At 60.2% G+C, this 13,572-nt stretch carries 12 protein-coding genes and 1 tRNA gene; 7 read left to right on the forward strand and 6 right to left on the reverse strand.

The features are described from left to right. Positions 1-19: 19 nt before the first annotated feature. From KF719_RS03870 to KF719_RS03900, 7 genes are all read left to right on the forward strand, one after another. Positions 20-1,108: an LLM class flavin-dependent oxidoreductase gene (locus KF719_RS03870; RefSeq protein WP_293507237.1), complete on the forward strand. Its 1,089-nt coding sequence runs from the start codon at positions 20-22 to the stop codon at positions 1,106-1,108. Between the two features lie 1,176 nt (positions 1,109-2,284). Then, entirely contained in the window at positions 2,285-3,202 is a 918-nt protein-coding gene (locus KF719_RS03875; RefSeq protein ID WP_293507239.1) for a PD-(D/E)XK nuclease-like domain-containing protein, read from the forward strand. 243 nt (positions 3,203-3,445) lie between these two features. Beyond that, a complete protein-coding gene (locus KF719_RS03880) occupies positions 3,446-4,132 on the forward strand; it encodes a hypothetical protein (RefSeq protein ID WP_293507240.1) in 687 nt (228 codons plus the stop codon). Between the two features lie 12 nt (positions 4,133-4,144). Continuing rightward, positions 4,145-5,083, forward strand: a complete 939-nt coding sequence (locus KF719_RS03885) for an AAA family ATPase (RefSeq protein ID WP_293507242.1) — start codon at positions 4,145-4,147, stop codon at positions 5,081-5,083. A 14-nt stretch (positions 5,084-5,097) separates the two neighbouring features. Further along, positions 5,098-5,541, forward strand: a complete 444-nt coding sequence (locus KF719_RS03890) for a single-stranded DNA-binding protein (RefSeq protein ID WP_293507244.1) — start codon at positions 5,098-5,100, stop codon at positions 5,539-5,541. Positions 5,542-5,735: 194 nt separating this feature from the next. Then, positions 5,736-6,044, forward strand: a complete 309-nt coding sequence (locus tag KF719_RS03895; protein WP_293507245.1) for a hypothetical protein — start codon at positions 5,736-5,738, stop codon at positions 6,042-6,044. Between the two features lie 326 nt (positions 6,045-6,370). Continuing rightward, positions 6,371-7,525, forward strand: a complete 1,155-nt coding sequence (locus KF719_RS03900) for a tyrosine-type recombinase/integrase (RefSeq protein WP_293507247.1) — start codon at positions 6,371-6,373, stop codon at positions 7,523-7,525. 23 nt (positions 7,526-7,548) lie between these two features. Here the strand turns inward: KF719_RS03900 and KF719_RS03905 are convergent. The 6 genes from KF719_RS03905 to KF719_RS03930 all read right to left on the reverse strand — a co-directional run bounded on the left by KF719_RS03905 (position 7,549) and on the right by KF719_RS03930 (position 13,422). Continuing rightward, a tRNA-Lys gene (locus KF719_RS03905) sits at positions 7,549-7,624 on the reverse strand. Between the two features lie 155 nt (positions 7,625-7,779). After that, complete coding sequence (rodA, locus tag KF719_RS03910) at positions 7,780-8,928, reverse strand: rod shape-determining protein RodA (protein WP_293507249.1); 1,149 nt, start codon at positions 8,926-8,928, stop codon at positions 7,780-7,782. After that, positions 8,928-10,814 carry a penicillin-binding protein 2 gene (mrdA, locus tag KF719_RS03915; protein WP_293507250.1) on the reverse strand — a complete coding sequence of 629 codons (1,887 nt, stop codon included), beginning with the start codon at positions 10,812-10,814 and terminating at the stop codon, positions 8,928-8,930. Before mrdA ends, rodA begins: the two co-directional genes overlap by 1 nt. 22 nt (positions 10,815-10,836) lie before the next feature. Further along, complete coding sequence (gene mreD / locus KF719_RS03920) at positions 10,837-11,370, reverse strand: rod shape-determining protein MreD (protein ID WP_293507252.1); 534 nt, start codon at positions 11,368-11,370, stop codon at positions 10,837-10,839. Between the two features lie 4 nt (positions 11,371-11,374). Then, the gene (mreC, locus tag KF719_RS03925) at positions 11,375-12,301 is read right to left on the reverse strand and encodes a rod shape-determining protein MreC (RefSeq protein WP_293507253.1); all 927 of its coding nucleotides are present in this window, start codon (positions 12,299-12,301) and stop codon (positions 11,375-11,377) included. Positions 12,302-12,381: 80 nt separating this feature from the next. Then, positions 12,382-13,422, reverse strand: a complete 1,041-nt coding sequence (locus KF719_RS03930; protein WP_293507255.1) for a rod shape-determining protein — start codon at positions 13,420-13,422, stop codon at positions 12,382-12,384. Positions 13,423-13,572: the final 150 nt, after the last annotated feature.

The raw sequence follows: 13,572 nt of genomic DNA on the forward strand, positions 1-13,572 counted from the left end.
ACAACAGGGAGACGTTCCGATGCAGTTCGGCATTCAGATGGTTTTTCAGAATTTCGACAGAGCCAACTCCGGCGTAACCGACGGCCAGATATATGACGAGGAAATCCGTCTCGGGATTTTGGCGGAAAAACTCGGCTTCGACGCATTGTGGCCCGTCGAGCATCATTTCGAGGACTATTCGTTTTGTCCCGACAACACCCAGTTTCTGAGCTACATGGCGGCGCGCACCAAACGTATCAAGCTGGGCACCGGCGCCGTCATCCTTCCCTGGAATGTGCCCGTCCGGATCGCAGAAAAGGTTGTCCTGCTGGATCACCTTTGCCAAGGCCGAACACTCTTCGGGATGGGGCGCGGCCTGGCGCGCAAGGAATATGCCGGCATGGGCGTGAACATGGACGAAGCGCGCCAACGCTTCGATGAAGCAAGCCCGATGATCATCGACGCTCTCGAGACAGGTTTCATCGAAGGGAGCGGCCCCTTCTATCCGCAGAAGCGGATCGAAATCCGTCCCAGTCCGCGCGGTTCCTTCAAGGGGCGCATCTATCAGGTCGCCATGTCGCCGGAATCCGTTCTTCAATGTGCGAAGGCGGGCGCGCGGATGGTGATCTTCGCTCAAAAGCCATGGGAGGCTCAGGCCGAGGCCGTCAAGGAATACAAGGCCGCGTACAAGACGCAGCACGGCAACGACGCACCGCCGATCATGATATGCGACTTCACCTATTGCGACACCGATCCGGCTCGCGCCAGGGAGCTGGGACAGAAATATGTAACCAATTATCTGCTTTCGGTACTCGATCACTATGAACTGGCCGGCGAGCATTTTAAAGACGCCAAGGGCTACGAATCCTACGCTCAGGCCGTCGGCGCCATTCGCGCGCTCGGCAAGGAGGGAATGGCCAAAACCTATCTTGATGTCACGGCCTGGGGGACGCCCCGGGAAATCGTCGAGAAGTTCGAATATCGCAAATCGCTTCTAGGCGAATTCGACATCAATCCCTGCTTCCTTTTCGGCGGCATGAGCTACGAGGAGGCAGCCGAAAGCATGCGTTCGTTCGCCAGACACGTCATACCGACCCTGAGAAAAAGCAGCAACCGTAAGGTGGCTTGACGCAATTGTTTCCGGAAGCCGTCGCGCCGGGCGTCGGGTTGGTCCATGAGTTCGACGATTATGACCCGGCTCGTCGCCGACGCCTTAACAACGGCAATCAAGGGCTGACCGCCCCCCCTGAGTGGTCCAAGTTCGATGTTAGTTCAAGCTCTGCTGTAACGCCAGCGGGCGCGCGGTGACGAGTGAGCTACTCCCCATCCGTTGGACAGGTTGGCGGGTAATGACGAAGCAGGAAAATATGCTATTTCGATTCCAAGACGAGAGCGAAGTAGCCAAAGTTTATACTTGGCCACTACATTGTCTCTGGCGGGTGGCCGTCTGGTTCGCGCGCGCTCTTAGACATTTCGGAAGCTACCGCCTCACAAAGCGTGCATAAAGTGGATCATATATTTATTCGGGCTGACGCCCATGAAGCGGCTGTCCACCTCTTGGCACAGCTGAAGCTGATGTAGATTATCGATTGGGTGGTGAGGAAGCATCAGGCTGACGCTTGGAATTCGAACCACTGCTGCTGCGGTCTCGTCGTCGGATCGGCTGATGGGAGTCCTCAGAGCCGCCGCCGTCACGATGTCCGCCGGGCCGATCCTGAGCGGTGAGACCAGGGATGCTGGCCGCGACCCCCGACATCCCGATCTCAGGCATTCGTGTAGCCCCGGGAGTTGACCGCCCTTATCGAACAACGCGGCAGGCCGATGCAGCCCGCCCTGCTGCGCCCTACTGCGCCCTATGCAGCGCTGCACTACTGTCTGACGTATTTCCGACTACGTCACTGAGCGCGACCCGAGCCCGAAGCGGCTTCCAGGTCTTCCGGGCCACAGCGCCCGCGTTCAGCTCGCGGTGCCAGCTGCGAAGTGTGCTCCCGTCTTTGGCAAGCGCAGACAATTCGTCAGGGCGCGCCGGGGCGACGGGGGAAAACGCCCAGCATCGCGTTCCCGATAATCGCAGAGCGCGATAGCCGACATCCTGACCTCCCCGGATTTGAAGTGACGCTGCGCGGCCGCAGGGGGCGGTGCTGCCGGATATCGCCCGGTTCCGGCAGGAGCCGTCAGCTTCGGGAAACACGCCTCCGAAGAAAACATGAGTTCGGGTGCGACGATCCGCTACGAACGCGCGCTGGTGAGCGAGCGCGTTCGAGCGGACCCAAGTCCCGAGCGGAATCGAAATGGGAGTTCAGAAATGCAGACCATCATTGATGCGTCGAAAATGAAAACCGTGTCGGAGCCCGGCGTCTATGCCGGCCTAGATGCTGCGGATTATCATTCTCAGCTCACGCCGACACCGAGCCTGTCGAGCTCAATGGCCCGGACACTGATCAACGAATGCCCTGCGATGCTGTGGCACGGTTCGTATTTGAATCCCGATCATGAGCGCGAAGAAAAAGCCCATTTTGACGTCGGCCAAGCCGTCCATTTACTGTATCTCGAGTCCGATAAATTCTCCGAGTCCATCGCGATTGTTGACGCGACGGACTGGCGGAAAAAAGAGGCTCAGCAACAGCGTGACGAAGCGCGCGCCGCCGGGAAAATTCCGCTGCTGGCCAAAACCGCGGCGGAAATTCGCATGATGCGCGCGGCGATTCTGGCACACCCGATCGCCGGGAAGGCGTTTGCGGGAGAGGGTCACAGCGAGCTCTCGCTCGTTTGGCGTGACAAGGAAACCGGAGTTTGGCTAAAGGCCCGTCCCGACTGGACGCCGGCGAGCTTCTCGTTCATCGCTGACTTGAAGACGAGCACGACAGCCAATCCGGCCGACTTCTCCCGCAAGGCCTACGGGCTCGGCTATCACATGCAAGCGGCATGGTATCTCGATGCTTGCGAAGCCGTGACCGGCACGCGGCCGAAACACTTCTGGTTTGTTGTTCAGGACAAGAGCGCACCGTTTCTCTGCAGCGTCGTCGCGTTCGACGAAGACGCCATCGCCGCCGGTCGCGCCCTCAATCGACAGGCGGTGCGGCAATTCGCTGACTGTGTCGAGCGCGACGACTGGCACGGCTATCGCCAGGACGCCACGCCTGACCGGGACACGGCTTTCATCTTGGCACTTCCGACTTGGGCACAGCGCGACGTCGACAGCACGCTTCAGGCGGCCGATTGACGATGACGGTCCTCATCAACACCCCCACATGGCTTGGCGAGTTTGAGGCCGGGGTCTTCTTCCTCACGGATCGCGAGACCGGCCTGACGCTGGCCATGAGGAAAAGGGGGATCGCGGGCGAGGTGCGTGAGTGTCTTTTGACTCACGCACCCGACCGCGTCGCGGAGACATATAGCCGGATCCTCGGTCCGACCGCGAGATGGGAGCGTGTCTACAAGCGGATTCCAGCGCAGGGAGAGACACATGAAGGTTCTGATCGGCTGCGAGACAAGCGGTCGGGTCCGCCACGCCTTCGCCGCGCTCGGACATGATGTCTGGTCTGTCGACCTCCTCCCCAGCGAAGACATGAGCAATCGTCACATCGTCGGCGATGTCCGCCACTATCTCGACGACGGCTGGGACCTTTTGGCCGTCCTTCACCCGCCCTGTACCCGTCTCTGTAACTCGGGCGTGCGCTGGCTTTCCGTTCCGCCGCCGGGGCGAACTGTTGAGGAAATGTGGGACGAGCTTGCCGAAGGCGCGGCGCTGTTTTCGGCGTGCTGGAACGCACCCATCGAGCGCGTGGCCGTCGAGAATCCAGTCATGCATCGGTATGCGAAAGAGAGGATCGAAAATTTCGTGCCGGCGGCACAGACAGTCCAGCCCTGGCATTTCGGCGATCCCGCTTTCAAAGCCACAGGACTCTATCTCCGCGGTCTGCCGAAGCTCAAGCCAACCAGAAAACTGACGCCGCCGGCGCCCGGCACGGCGGAGCACCGCGCTTGGTCCCATATCCACAGGGCGGCACCCGGACCGGATCGCTGGAAAGAGCGCTCCCGGACATTCCCCGGAATCGCGGCGGCAATGGCAGAGCAGTGGGGCGGCTATGCGCTCGAGGCAGAAGCAAGCCGGGCGCAGAGGAAACACGAAGCCGCTACGGCGGCATACTAAAGGGAGCTCGAAATGCAGATCAAGAAAGCGACTCGCGAGAGCACGCACCTCATCATCTCTCTGACCGGTCCGAGCGGATCCGGCAAGACGAAATCGGCGCTGCGACTCGCTGAGGGACTGGGCGAGAAGATCGGGTTTATCGATACAGAGTCCGGCCGCTCCGGCCTGTACGCTGATGAACACAATTTCGATGTTCTCGAGCTTGAAAGCCCGTTCACTCCGGACCGCTATATCGAAGCTCTTCGAAAATTCGAGGATGCCGGCTACGACGTCGTCATCATCGACAGCGCAAGTCACGAATGGGAAGGCATCGGCGGTGTTCTCGATTTCGCGGACTCGCAAAAGTCGAGTAAGGGGAAGCCGCTCCAAGGCCTCTTGAAGTGGAAAGAGCCGAAATCGCGGCACAAAAAGTTCGTGTCGGAACTACTCAGGACACGGATGCATGTCATCGTCTGCTTGCGCGCAAAGCCTGTTTTTGAACAGCGCAAAGGCGCGGACGGACGCGACGAGATCGTCATGGTCGGCTACAAAGAGATCGCGGAATCTTCGTTCATTTACGAAATGACAGTATCCGCGATGCTCTCAAACGAGGCCGGACGGCAAGGCTTCCCTTCGATGACGAAGTGCCCCGGCGCGCTTGTGTCGGCATTCCCCAGCAATGCTCCCATCAACGAAAACACTGGCCGAGAAATTGCCGCCTGGCTCGGGAAAATCGCGCGCGATCCGGAGCTTGAGCTGCTCCACCGCACTGCCGGCGACGAAGCCGAATCCGGCACCGAGGCGCTCCAAGAATTCTGGGGCACGTTGACGAAAAAGCAGCAGCTAAAGCTGAAGCCTTCTATGGAGGGCTTTAAAGCGAAGGCGCGCGAGGCGGACGCTCAGCCTGAGGACGAGAGCGTCAGCAACGCTAACCTCGAAGATCCATTTAACCAGTCCGTCGCGGCGGACTAAAGAGGGAGACAGAAATGTCTGGAAGTGTGAACAAAGTGATTCTCGTCGGCAATCTGGGCGCGGACCCGGAAATCCGCCGCACGCAGGACGGTCGTCCGATCGCCAATCTGCGCATTGCGACTTCGGAAAGCTGGCGCGACAAGAACAGCGGCGAACGCCGCGAAAAGACCGAGTGGCACCGCGTCGTCGTCTTCAACGAAGGCCTGTGCAAGGTCATCGAGCAGTACGTCAAGAAGGGCTGGAAGGTCTATCTCGAAGGCTCGCTGCAGACCCGCAAATGGACCGACCAGTCGGGCCAGGAACGCTACTCGACCGAAGTCGTGCTTCAGGGCTTCAACTCGGTCCTGACGATGCTCGACAGCAAGGGCGCCGGCAACGCGGTTGAGCAGCAGAACGGAGCGCCGGCCCATGACGAAGCGCCCGGGAACTTCGAAATGGAAGACGAGATTCCGTTCTGAATCGGATGGTCCCGGGAAACCGGGACCATTTCCTTTGCATGAAACAGCGGGGTCGCATCATGGGAGGATTCTGCTGGAAGGAGGAACGCGCGGCACGCGGTAACCCGATCTTAAGCATATTCGAAAGAGGAATTTCGCGTTCTCGGGTCAGGGTCAATCTTCAACTGGGTCACCAACCCAGCCAGGAGATCACTATGATAAGCGACGATGACTCAGGACCAATCCTCGTGCAGCTCTTTGCTGCCAAGGACCAGTCTGTGGTTCACCTTTTCGATCTGGAACGAGCAGAGCAGGAAGAGATCCGCTTCAGTCGGGATTTCGACGAAAGTGAGCACGGCGCATACCTGAGATTTCTCGATCTGCTCACTCTCCTCGAAAGCGAAGACCAAGCCCTTCTCATATGCGATATCGTTTCGCACTTGCGGATCGACGTCGATGAATTTTTCAATCGAGCCTGCGCTGCAAAAAAAGCCGTCTATCCAAAGCCGGCAACGGAAAATTAATCCTATGTATAAGCATCGCTCGCAATCAAGCGGGTGGTGCTTATCTACGGTTGACATATGGAGCGGACCCACGGGTGCGCACTCAGCGACGAGATGATCATGGCCCCGGAATCGAGATATATTGACACGCGAAGTGTCGCAAAAATTTTAGGACGATCGCGCGCTTGGTTTTACGCGCGTAAAAAGAGCCTCGAAAAATTGGGTTTTCCTAGCCCTCACCCAATCATCGGCCGATACGATTTGGCACTCGTTCAGCGTTGGGTTGACGGCCAGGGCTTTCTGTCTCATGCAAAAGAACCTGAGAATCCGTTCGACGAGGCTTTTTGATGCGGTCGATTCGCGTTCGATATCTCGAGTCTCGAAAAATCGCCGGCGGTCGGACGGGCTATTACTATAATCCGAAGGCGGACCTACGCGCCGCCGGCATCGTCGACAGACAGCCTCTTGGCGAGGATCTTGCTGAGGCGATTGCAAAAGCGGAGCGGCTCAACGCCATCGTCGATGAGTATCGCGCCGCGGTTCGTCGCGGCGAGGAGCTCAAGGTTGACAGAAAAGAACCCGGCAGCATCGCGCATCTTTTCGACGAATATCAGAAGAGCGATTCATTTAATGACACCTCTAAAAAGACGCAGGTTGACTACAAAAAATGCCTACGGACGCTAGAGAATACCGTCTTAAAAAACGGCGTCCGCTTCGGAGACATGCCAGCCGCAAAGCTGGAATACAGACACGCCGATGCGCTTTATAAGCTTCTTCGCGAGAGACACGGTCTTTCATACGCAAATGCGATGATGCGCGTTGCGCGGCGTGTCTTCGGCCTCGGCATCCGATGGAAACTCACAAAACAAAATCCATTCTCAAAACCTGGACTTAAGTCGACTGAATCTCGCGATGTAGTGTGGACCGTAGCGCAGATGCATGAGTTCATGGATGCTGCTCGCAAGGAAGGATATCCCTCACTCGCGCTCGTAATGCTGATGGCATATGAATTGGCACAGCGTGTGGTCGATGTTCGACTGTTTACCTGGGATATTTATAAAGACGGTGTTTTCAGCATTCGTCAGACGAAAACGAATACATTTTTGCGTGTGCCAGCGAGTGATGAGCTTGTCCTTGCGCTCGAGGATCTGGAGCGCAAGAACGGCACGCCGATTGCTGTGTGTGAAGCAACCGGCCGGGCGTGGGGTGCTTCGTTTCTCACACACACTTTCCGTGACATCATGCGGACTTCCGGTCTCCCTGAAAATTTGCGAATATCAGACATGCGGCGCACGAGCCTCACAGAGCTGGGCGATGCCGGCGCGACTGAGGATGAGCTCATAAGCATGTCGGGGCATCTGACCCGCGAGATGGTCAGAATCTATTCTCGCGCGACCGTCCAAAAGGCTAGAAACGCCATCACAAAACGCGAGGCTTGGCGCCAAAAAGTCCAAACGAACACCACGGACGAAGTCCAAATGACCTCGCCGACATCCACATAAACATTTGATTTTGTTGGTATTTTTGGTGGGCGCACCAGGACTCGAACCTGGGACCCGCTGATTAAGAGTCAGCTGCTCTACCAACTGAGCTATGCGCCCGCCGAGCCGCCGGACATGGACCCGGGGCAATCGGTGGAAACCACCATCCCGGCCACCTTGTCTGTGGGGGAGCGGTGCCTATAGCAAAGGAACCGGGGCCTGTCCAGCAGCGGCCGCCCCCGCCTGAAAAGCGGCGGCCCGCGAATCGCACGGGACTACCAGAAGGCGCTGGGGCCGCGTGAAATTTCGACGTTCCGGTGAATATGGACGCTCATCAGCAGGCCGAAAGCGAACATCAGCGACAGCATCGCCGTGCCGCCATAGGAGACCAGCGGCAGCGGCACGCCGACCACCGGCAGCAGCCCCATGACCATCGCCGTGTTGATGAAGACATAGAGGAAGAACGTCATCGACACGCCGATCGCCAGCAGCCGCCCGAACTGGTTGCGGCATTGCATGGCCACATTGAGCGAGAACATCAGCACGATGAAATAGAGCGCCAGAAGCACCAGCCCGCCCGCGAGGCCGAGCTCCTCGCCCAGCATCGTGAAAATGAAGTCGGTGTGCTTTTCGGGGAGGAAATTGAGCTGGCTCTGCGTGCCTTCCATGAAACCCTTGCCGAAGACACCGCCGGCGCCGAGGGCGATCTTGGATTGCAGAATGTGATAGCCGGTGCCGAGCGGGTCGCGCTCCGGGTCGAGGAACGTGAAGACGCGGTTCTTCTGGTAGTCGTGAAGCCGGCCCCAGACGACGGGCACGGCTGCAAGCACGAGGGCGCCGGAAAGGATGAAATAGCGCCAGCGAAGCCCGGCGGCGAAGAGCAGGATCGCACCGGACGCGATCAGCAGGATGGCGGTTCCGAGATCGGGCTGCAGGACAACGAGACCGACGGGTGCGGCGATCAGCGCCACCGGAATGACGAGATTGCGCAGCCGCGACACCTCATCGAGCGTCAATCCGTGGAAATAGCGCGCCAGCGCCATCAGCAGCGTTACCTTCATGATCTCGGACGGCTGGATCTGGACAAAACCGAGATTGAGCCAGCGTTGCGCGCCCATACCCGTCATCCCGACCACTTCCACGGCAACGAGCATGGCCAGCGCCACACCGTAGAGCGGATAGGCGAGCCGCATCCAGAGCCGCAGATCGATCATCGCGGCGATCAGCAGAATGCAGACGCCGGCGGCGAAGCGCAGTGCCTGCCGGTAGGCCCAGGGCGAAAAACTGCCTTCGGCGACCGAATAAAGCATCGCGAAGCCGATCGACGCGATCAGCACGAGCAGCAGCAGAAAGCCCCAGTTGAACTCGACAAGCTTGTCGGTGAGGCGAAGTTCGCGGCCGGTGAAACGTCTGAGATCGAGCATCAGCCTTCCCTCGCCCCGGTGCTGCCGCGCGGCGGCACAACGGCTTGCGGCCGGTCCACATTGCGGCTCAGCACTTCGCGCATGATGTCGCGCGCAACAGGCGCGGCGGCGGCGGAACCGGAGCCGCCATGCTCGACAATCACCGACAGCGCATAGCGCGGTGCATGGACGGGCGCGTAACAAACGAAAAGCGCATGGTCGCGTTGCCGCCACGGAAGCTGCTCGTTCTTCAGAACGCCGGTCAATCGTTCCGCGCGGCTGATTCGCCGCACCTGCGCCGTGCCCGTCTTGCCGGCCAGTTCCATTCCGGGCTCGGGAATGCGCGAGCGGAACGCGGTGCCGCCGGGCTCATTGGAAACGGCGTTCATGCCGTCACAGGCAACCTTCAAGGCCGCCTCGCCGAGGCCTAGCGATGCCGGGCGCGGCGTCGGCAGCAATTGCCCGCCAATGGCGCGGGTCAATCGCGGTTTCACGGCATAACCGCCATTGGCGAGCCGCGCCGTCATCACCGCCAGTTGCAAGGGCGTCGTCAGCAGGTAGCCCTGTCCAATGCCGGCGATCACCGTTTCGCCCTGATGCCACGGCTCGCCCCGCGTCGCCCGCTTCCAGTCGGGCGTCGGCACAAGGCCCGCCTTCTCGCCGGGCACTTCGAAGCCATAGGTTTCGCCGAGCCCGAATTTTCGCGCCATCTCGGCAATCGCATTGATGCCGATGCGGCGTGCCACGTCGTAGAAGAAGACGTCGCAGGAATATTTGATGGCCTGGTGCATATTCATCGCGCCGTGGCCGCCCTTTTTCCAGCAATGGAAGTCGTGGCTGCCGAGCGAGTAATGTCCGGGGCAAACGACGCGCTGCGCGGGATTGATGCCGGCCTCGATCGCCGCCGCCGCCACCACCATCTTGAACGTCGATCCTGGTGGATACATGCCGGCCAGCGCCTTGTTGACCAGCGGCTTGTATTCGTTGTCGACAAGCGCCCGCCACTGCTCGTTGCTGAGCCCCATGTTGAACTGGTTCGGGTCGTAGGCCGGCGCCGAAACGAATGCAAGAACGTCGCCCGAGTGAATATCCATCACGACGGCGCCCGCAGATTCGCCTTTCAGCCGGTCCCAGGCAAAACGTTGAATATCCATGTCGAGCGTCAGCACGACTTCCTGGCCCGGCTTGCCGGGATCCTTGGCAAGCTCGCGGATCACGCGGCCATAGGCATTGACTTCGACATGGCTCGAGCCCGCCGTACCGCGCAGCTCCTTGTCGTAGGTTTTCTCGATACCTTCCTTGCCGATGCGAAAGCCCGGCAGGCGCATGAGCTGACGGTCGGTCTCGGCTTCGGCCATGTCCTTTTCCGACACGGCGGCGACATAGCCCATGATATGCGCAAGCTCTTCCCCGTACGGATAGTCGCGCGTCTCGCCGACATCCGGAACGATGCCCGCGAGATCGGGTTCGTTGATGTTGACCTTGGCGAACTGATCCCATGTCAGCCCTTCGGCGACCGTCACGGGCATGAAGCGTGGCGAGCGTTGAACGTCGCGCAGGATGCGCCGCCGGGCGAAGTCGCTGATTTCGATGATCCGCGACAGACGGTCGAGCGTCGCTTCGATGTCCGCCGTTTGCTCGGAGATCATCATGGCACGGAAATTCTGGCGATTGGAGGCGAGGATCCGCCCATAGCGGTCGACGACATTGCCGCGGAGCGGTGCAAGAAGCCGCATGCTGACGCGGTTTTCTTCCGCAAGCATAGTGTACTGATCGGATTTCAGGACCTGCAGATAATACATGCGGCCGGCCAGCACCACGAACGCAGCGCCCTGTATGGCGCCAAGCAACGCCGCGCGCCGCGTGAACGCTTGATAGCGTGTGTTGTCGCGTCCGCTTATCTGCATGTGCCACGCTCCATCGCCTGCCTCAGCTTCCCGGCAGGACGCGCGTCTGTATCCGCCCGAAAATCATAACGAAGATCGGGAAGACCGCCACTGTCAAAACCATGTGCCGCACCAGTGTGGCCGGCGGTACGAGTGTTCCGTGAAAAACCGAAACCACGGCCCAGGCGAGCAGGCCCGTGAATGCGGCAACGACCAGAAAGCCGAACCAGAAAACCGTGAACGGTGCATTGACCACCAGCATGCGCTGCGAAATTACCACAGCATAAGTAACGACATAAACAAAGGCCCAGAGCCCGATAATGCCGCCGGACAAGAGATCGAAAACAAGCCCGACCGTGAAGACTGCAATCGGCGGAAACATCTCGGGCCGCACGATGGCCCAGTAATAAATCGCCATCAGCACGAAGGCCGGCGTCAGCGACGAGCCGACGATGCGTCCGAACGGCACGAAGGAAAGCAGAACGCAAACCAGCCCCATCACGAACGGGGCGACGATCGTGAAAATGCGTCCGGCGCGGGAGGCAGGTGTCGGCGAATAGGGATCGAGACGGACCATGACGCTACTCCGCCCCGCCAGGCGCCACGGCGGCCGAGCCGGTCGCCGCGCTGCCGCTGGACGAAGCCGGCGGGCCTTTCAGCACATCGGGCGGATCCTGCCGTTCGACCTGCCAGGGAAACTCGTATTGCAGGACGCGCACGAAATCGAGCCGTCCCCGATCTGAGAATGTCTGAACGCGCAAATTGCCGTCATTCGTTTGAATGACGAGACCGACCGGCAAGCCGGACGGGATCAATCCCCCGTCGCCGGACGTCACGACACGGTCGCCGGGCGAGACGGCGCTGACATTCGTCAGATATTCGAGTTTCGGCCATTCGGTATTGTCGCCCGCCAGCACGGCCTTGAAGTGCGCGGGCTCGATCACCACCGGAATGCGGCTGTTAAGGTCGGTCAGCAGCAGCACGCGGCTGGCTTTCGGGCCGGTCGACACAATGCGCCCGACAAGGCCGTCTGTGTCGACGACCGCAAGGCCGCTTTTCGCCCCCTGCTCGCGCCCGACATTCACAAGCACCGTATCGACAAAGGGACCGCCCGCATCCGAGACGGCGCGCCCGCTGACATAATTGATCGAGGGATCGAGCTGAACGTTGAGCAGCGCTTCATAGCGCGCGACACGCGCTTCGAGGTTGAGCGCCATTTCCTTCCAGGCAAGCAGGCGCGCATTTTCGGCCCGCAACCGTTCGTTCTCGTCGAACACATAGGCATATTCGTCGGTGCGTTCGATGATGCGCCGTGCGGCGGCCACCGGACGCGACGCGATTTCGAGCAGCGGTGCGGCCAGGTCGGTGACAACCTGCCGCGCCTGATCGAAGACATAGGTTTCTGCACGCCCGAGCAGAAGCAGCGCGGCCGCGAGCGTCAACATGAAGACAAGCGAGATTCTGTGGGAAAACTCGCGGAACGGCAGCGCTGTCCGGTTCGAATCCATTACAACTTACTGCTCTCTCGCTGCCGGCCGGCCCACCCTGTTCCCGCCTTCCGCGTTCCTCAAGGGAACAGTCTTGCGTCCTAGTAGACCGACGACAGAACGTGCTTCATCGTCCGAATATGTTCGAGCGCCTTGCCGGTGCCGAGCGCGACGCAGGAAAGCGCGTCGTCGGCAATGCTGACCGGCAGCCCCGTTTCGTCGCGCAGCACCTGATCGAGATTGGCGAGCAGCGCCCCGCCGCCCGTCAGCACGATGCCCTTGTCGACGATGTCGGCCGCGAGTTCGGGCGGCGTCGCTTCGAGCGCGACCTTCACCGCCTCGACGATGGCGCCCACGGGTTCGGCCAGGCTTTCGGCGATCTGGCGCTGGCCGATCGCGATTTCCTTCGGCACGCCGTTCATCAGGTCGCGGCCTTTGATCTCGATGGTCATGCCGTCGCCGTCCGGCGGAATGGCAGCCGAACCCACTTCCTTCTTGATGCGCTCGGCACTCGCCTCGCCCACCAGCAGATTGTGATGACGGCGGATATAGGCGATGATTGCCTCGTCCATCTTGTCGCCGCCGACACGCACCGAGCGCGCATACACAATGCCGCCGAGCGACAGCACGGCAACTTCCGTCGTCCCGCCGCCGATATCGACGACCATCGAGCCTGTGGGTTCCGTCACTGGCAGTCCGGCGCCGATCGCGGCGGCCATCGGTTCCTCGATCAGATAGACCCGGCGCGCACCGGCCGACAGCGCCGATTCCTGAATGGCGCGGCGTTCGACCGCCGTCGATCCGGACGGCACGCAAACGATGATCTGCGGATTGGCGAACGAGCGCCGGTTGTGAACCTTGCGAATGAAATGCTTGATCATCTCTTCGGCGATTTCGAAGTCGGCGATCACGCCATCGCGCATCGGCCGGATCGCCTGGATGTTGCCGGGCGTACGGCCCAGCATCATCTTGGCTTCCTCGCCGACAGCGAGAACTTGCTTCTTCCCGCCTTTTTCAATGATCGCGACGACCGACGGCTCGTTCAGAACGATCCCGCGGCCCTTGACGTAGACCAGTGTATTCGCCGTGCCGAGATCGATTGCCATATCGGCCGAGAACATGCCGAGCAGACCGGAAAGCATGTTGTTTTCATTCCCTTGAGAGAGTGCTGCCGGACACCTGAGACATCGCGGCCACGAACTTCGGAGTTTCACCACTTATGGTGGAGTTTTGGTTAATGCGCTGCCCGAAACAACCGCCGCGCACCGGGCGCCGATGATCCGCTTCGAAGC

The sequence above is a fragment of the Parvibaculum sp. genome (assembly GCF_019635935.1).
Lineage (GTDB): Bacteria > Pseudomonadota > Alphaproteobacteria > Parvibaculales > Parvibaculaceae > Parvibaculum.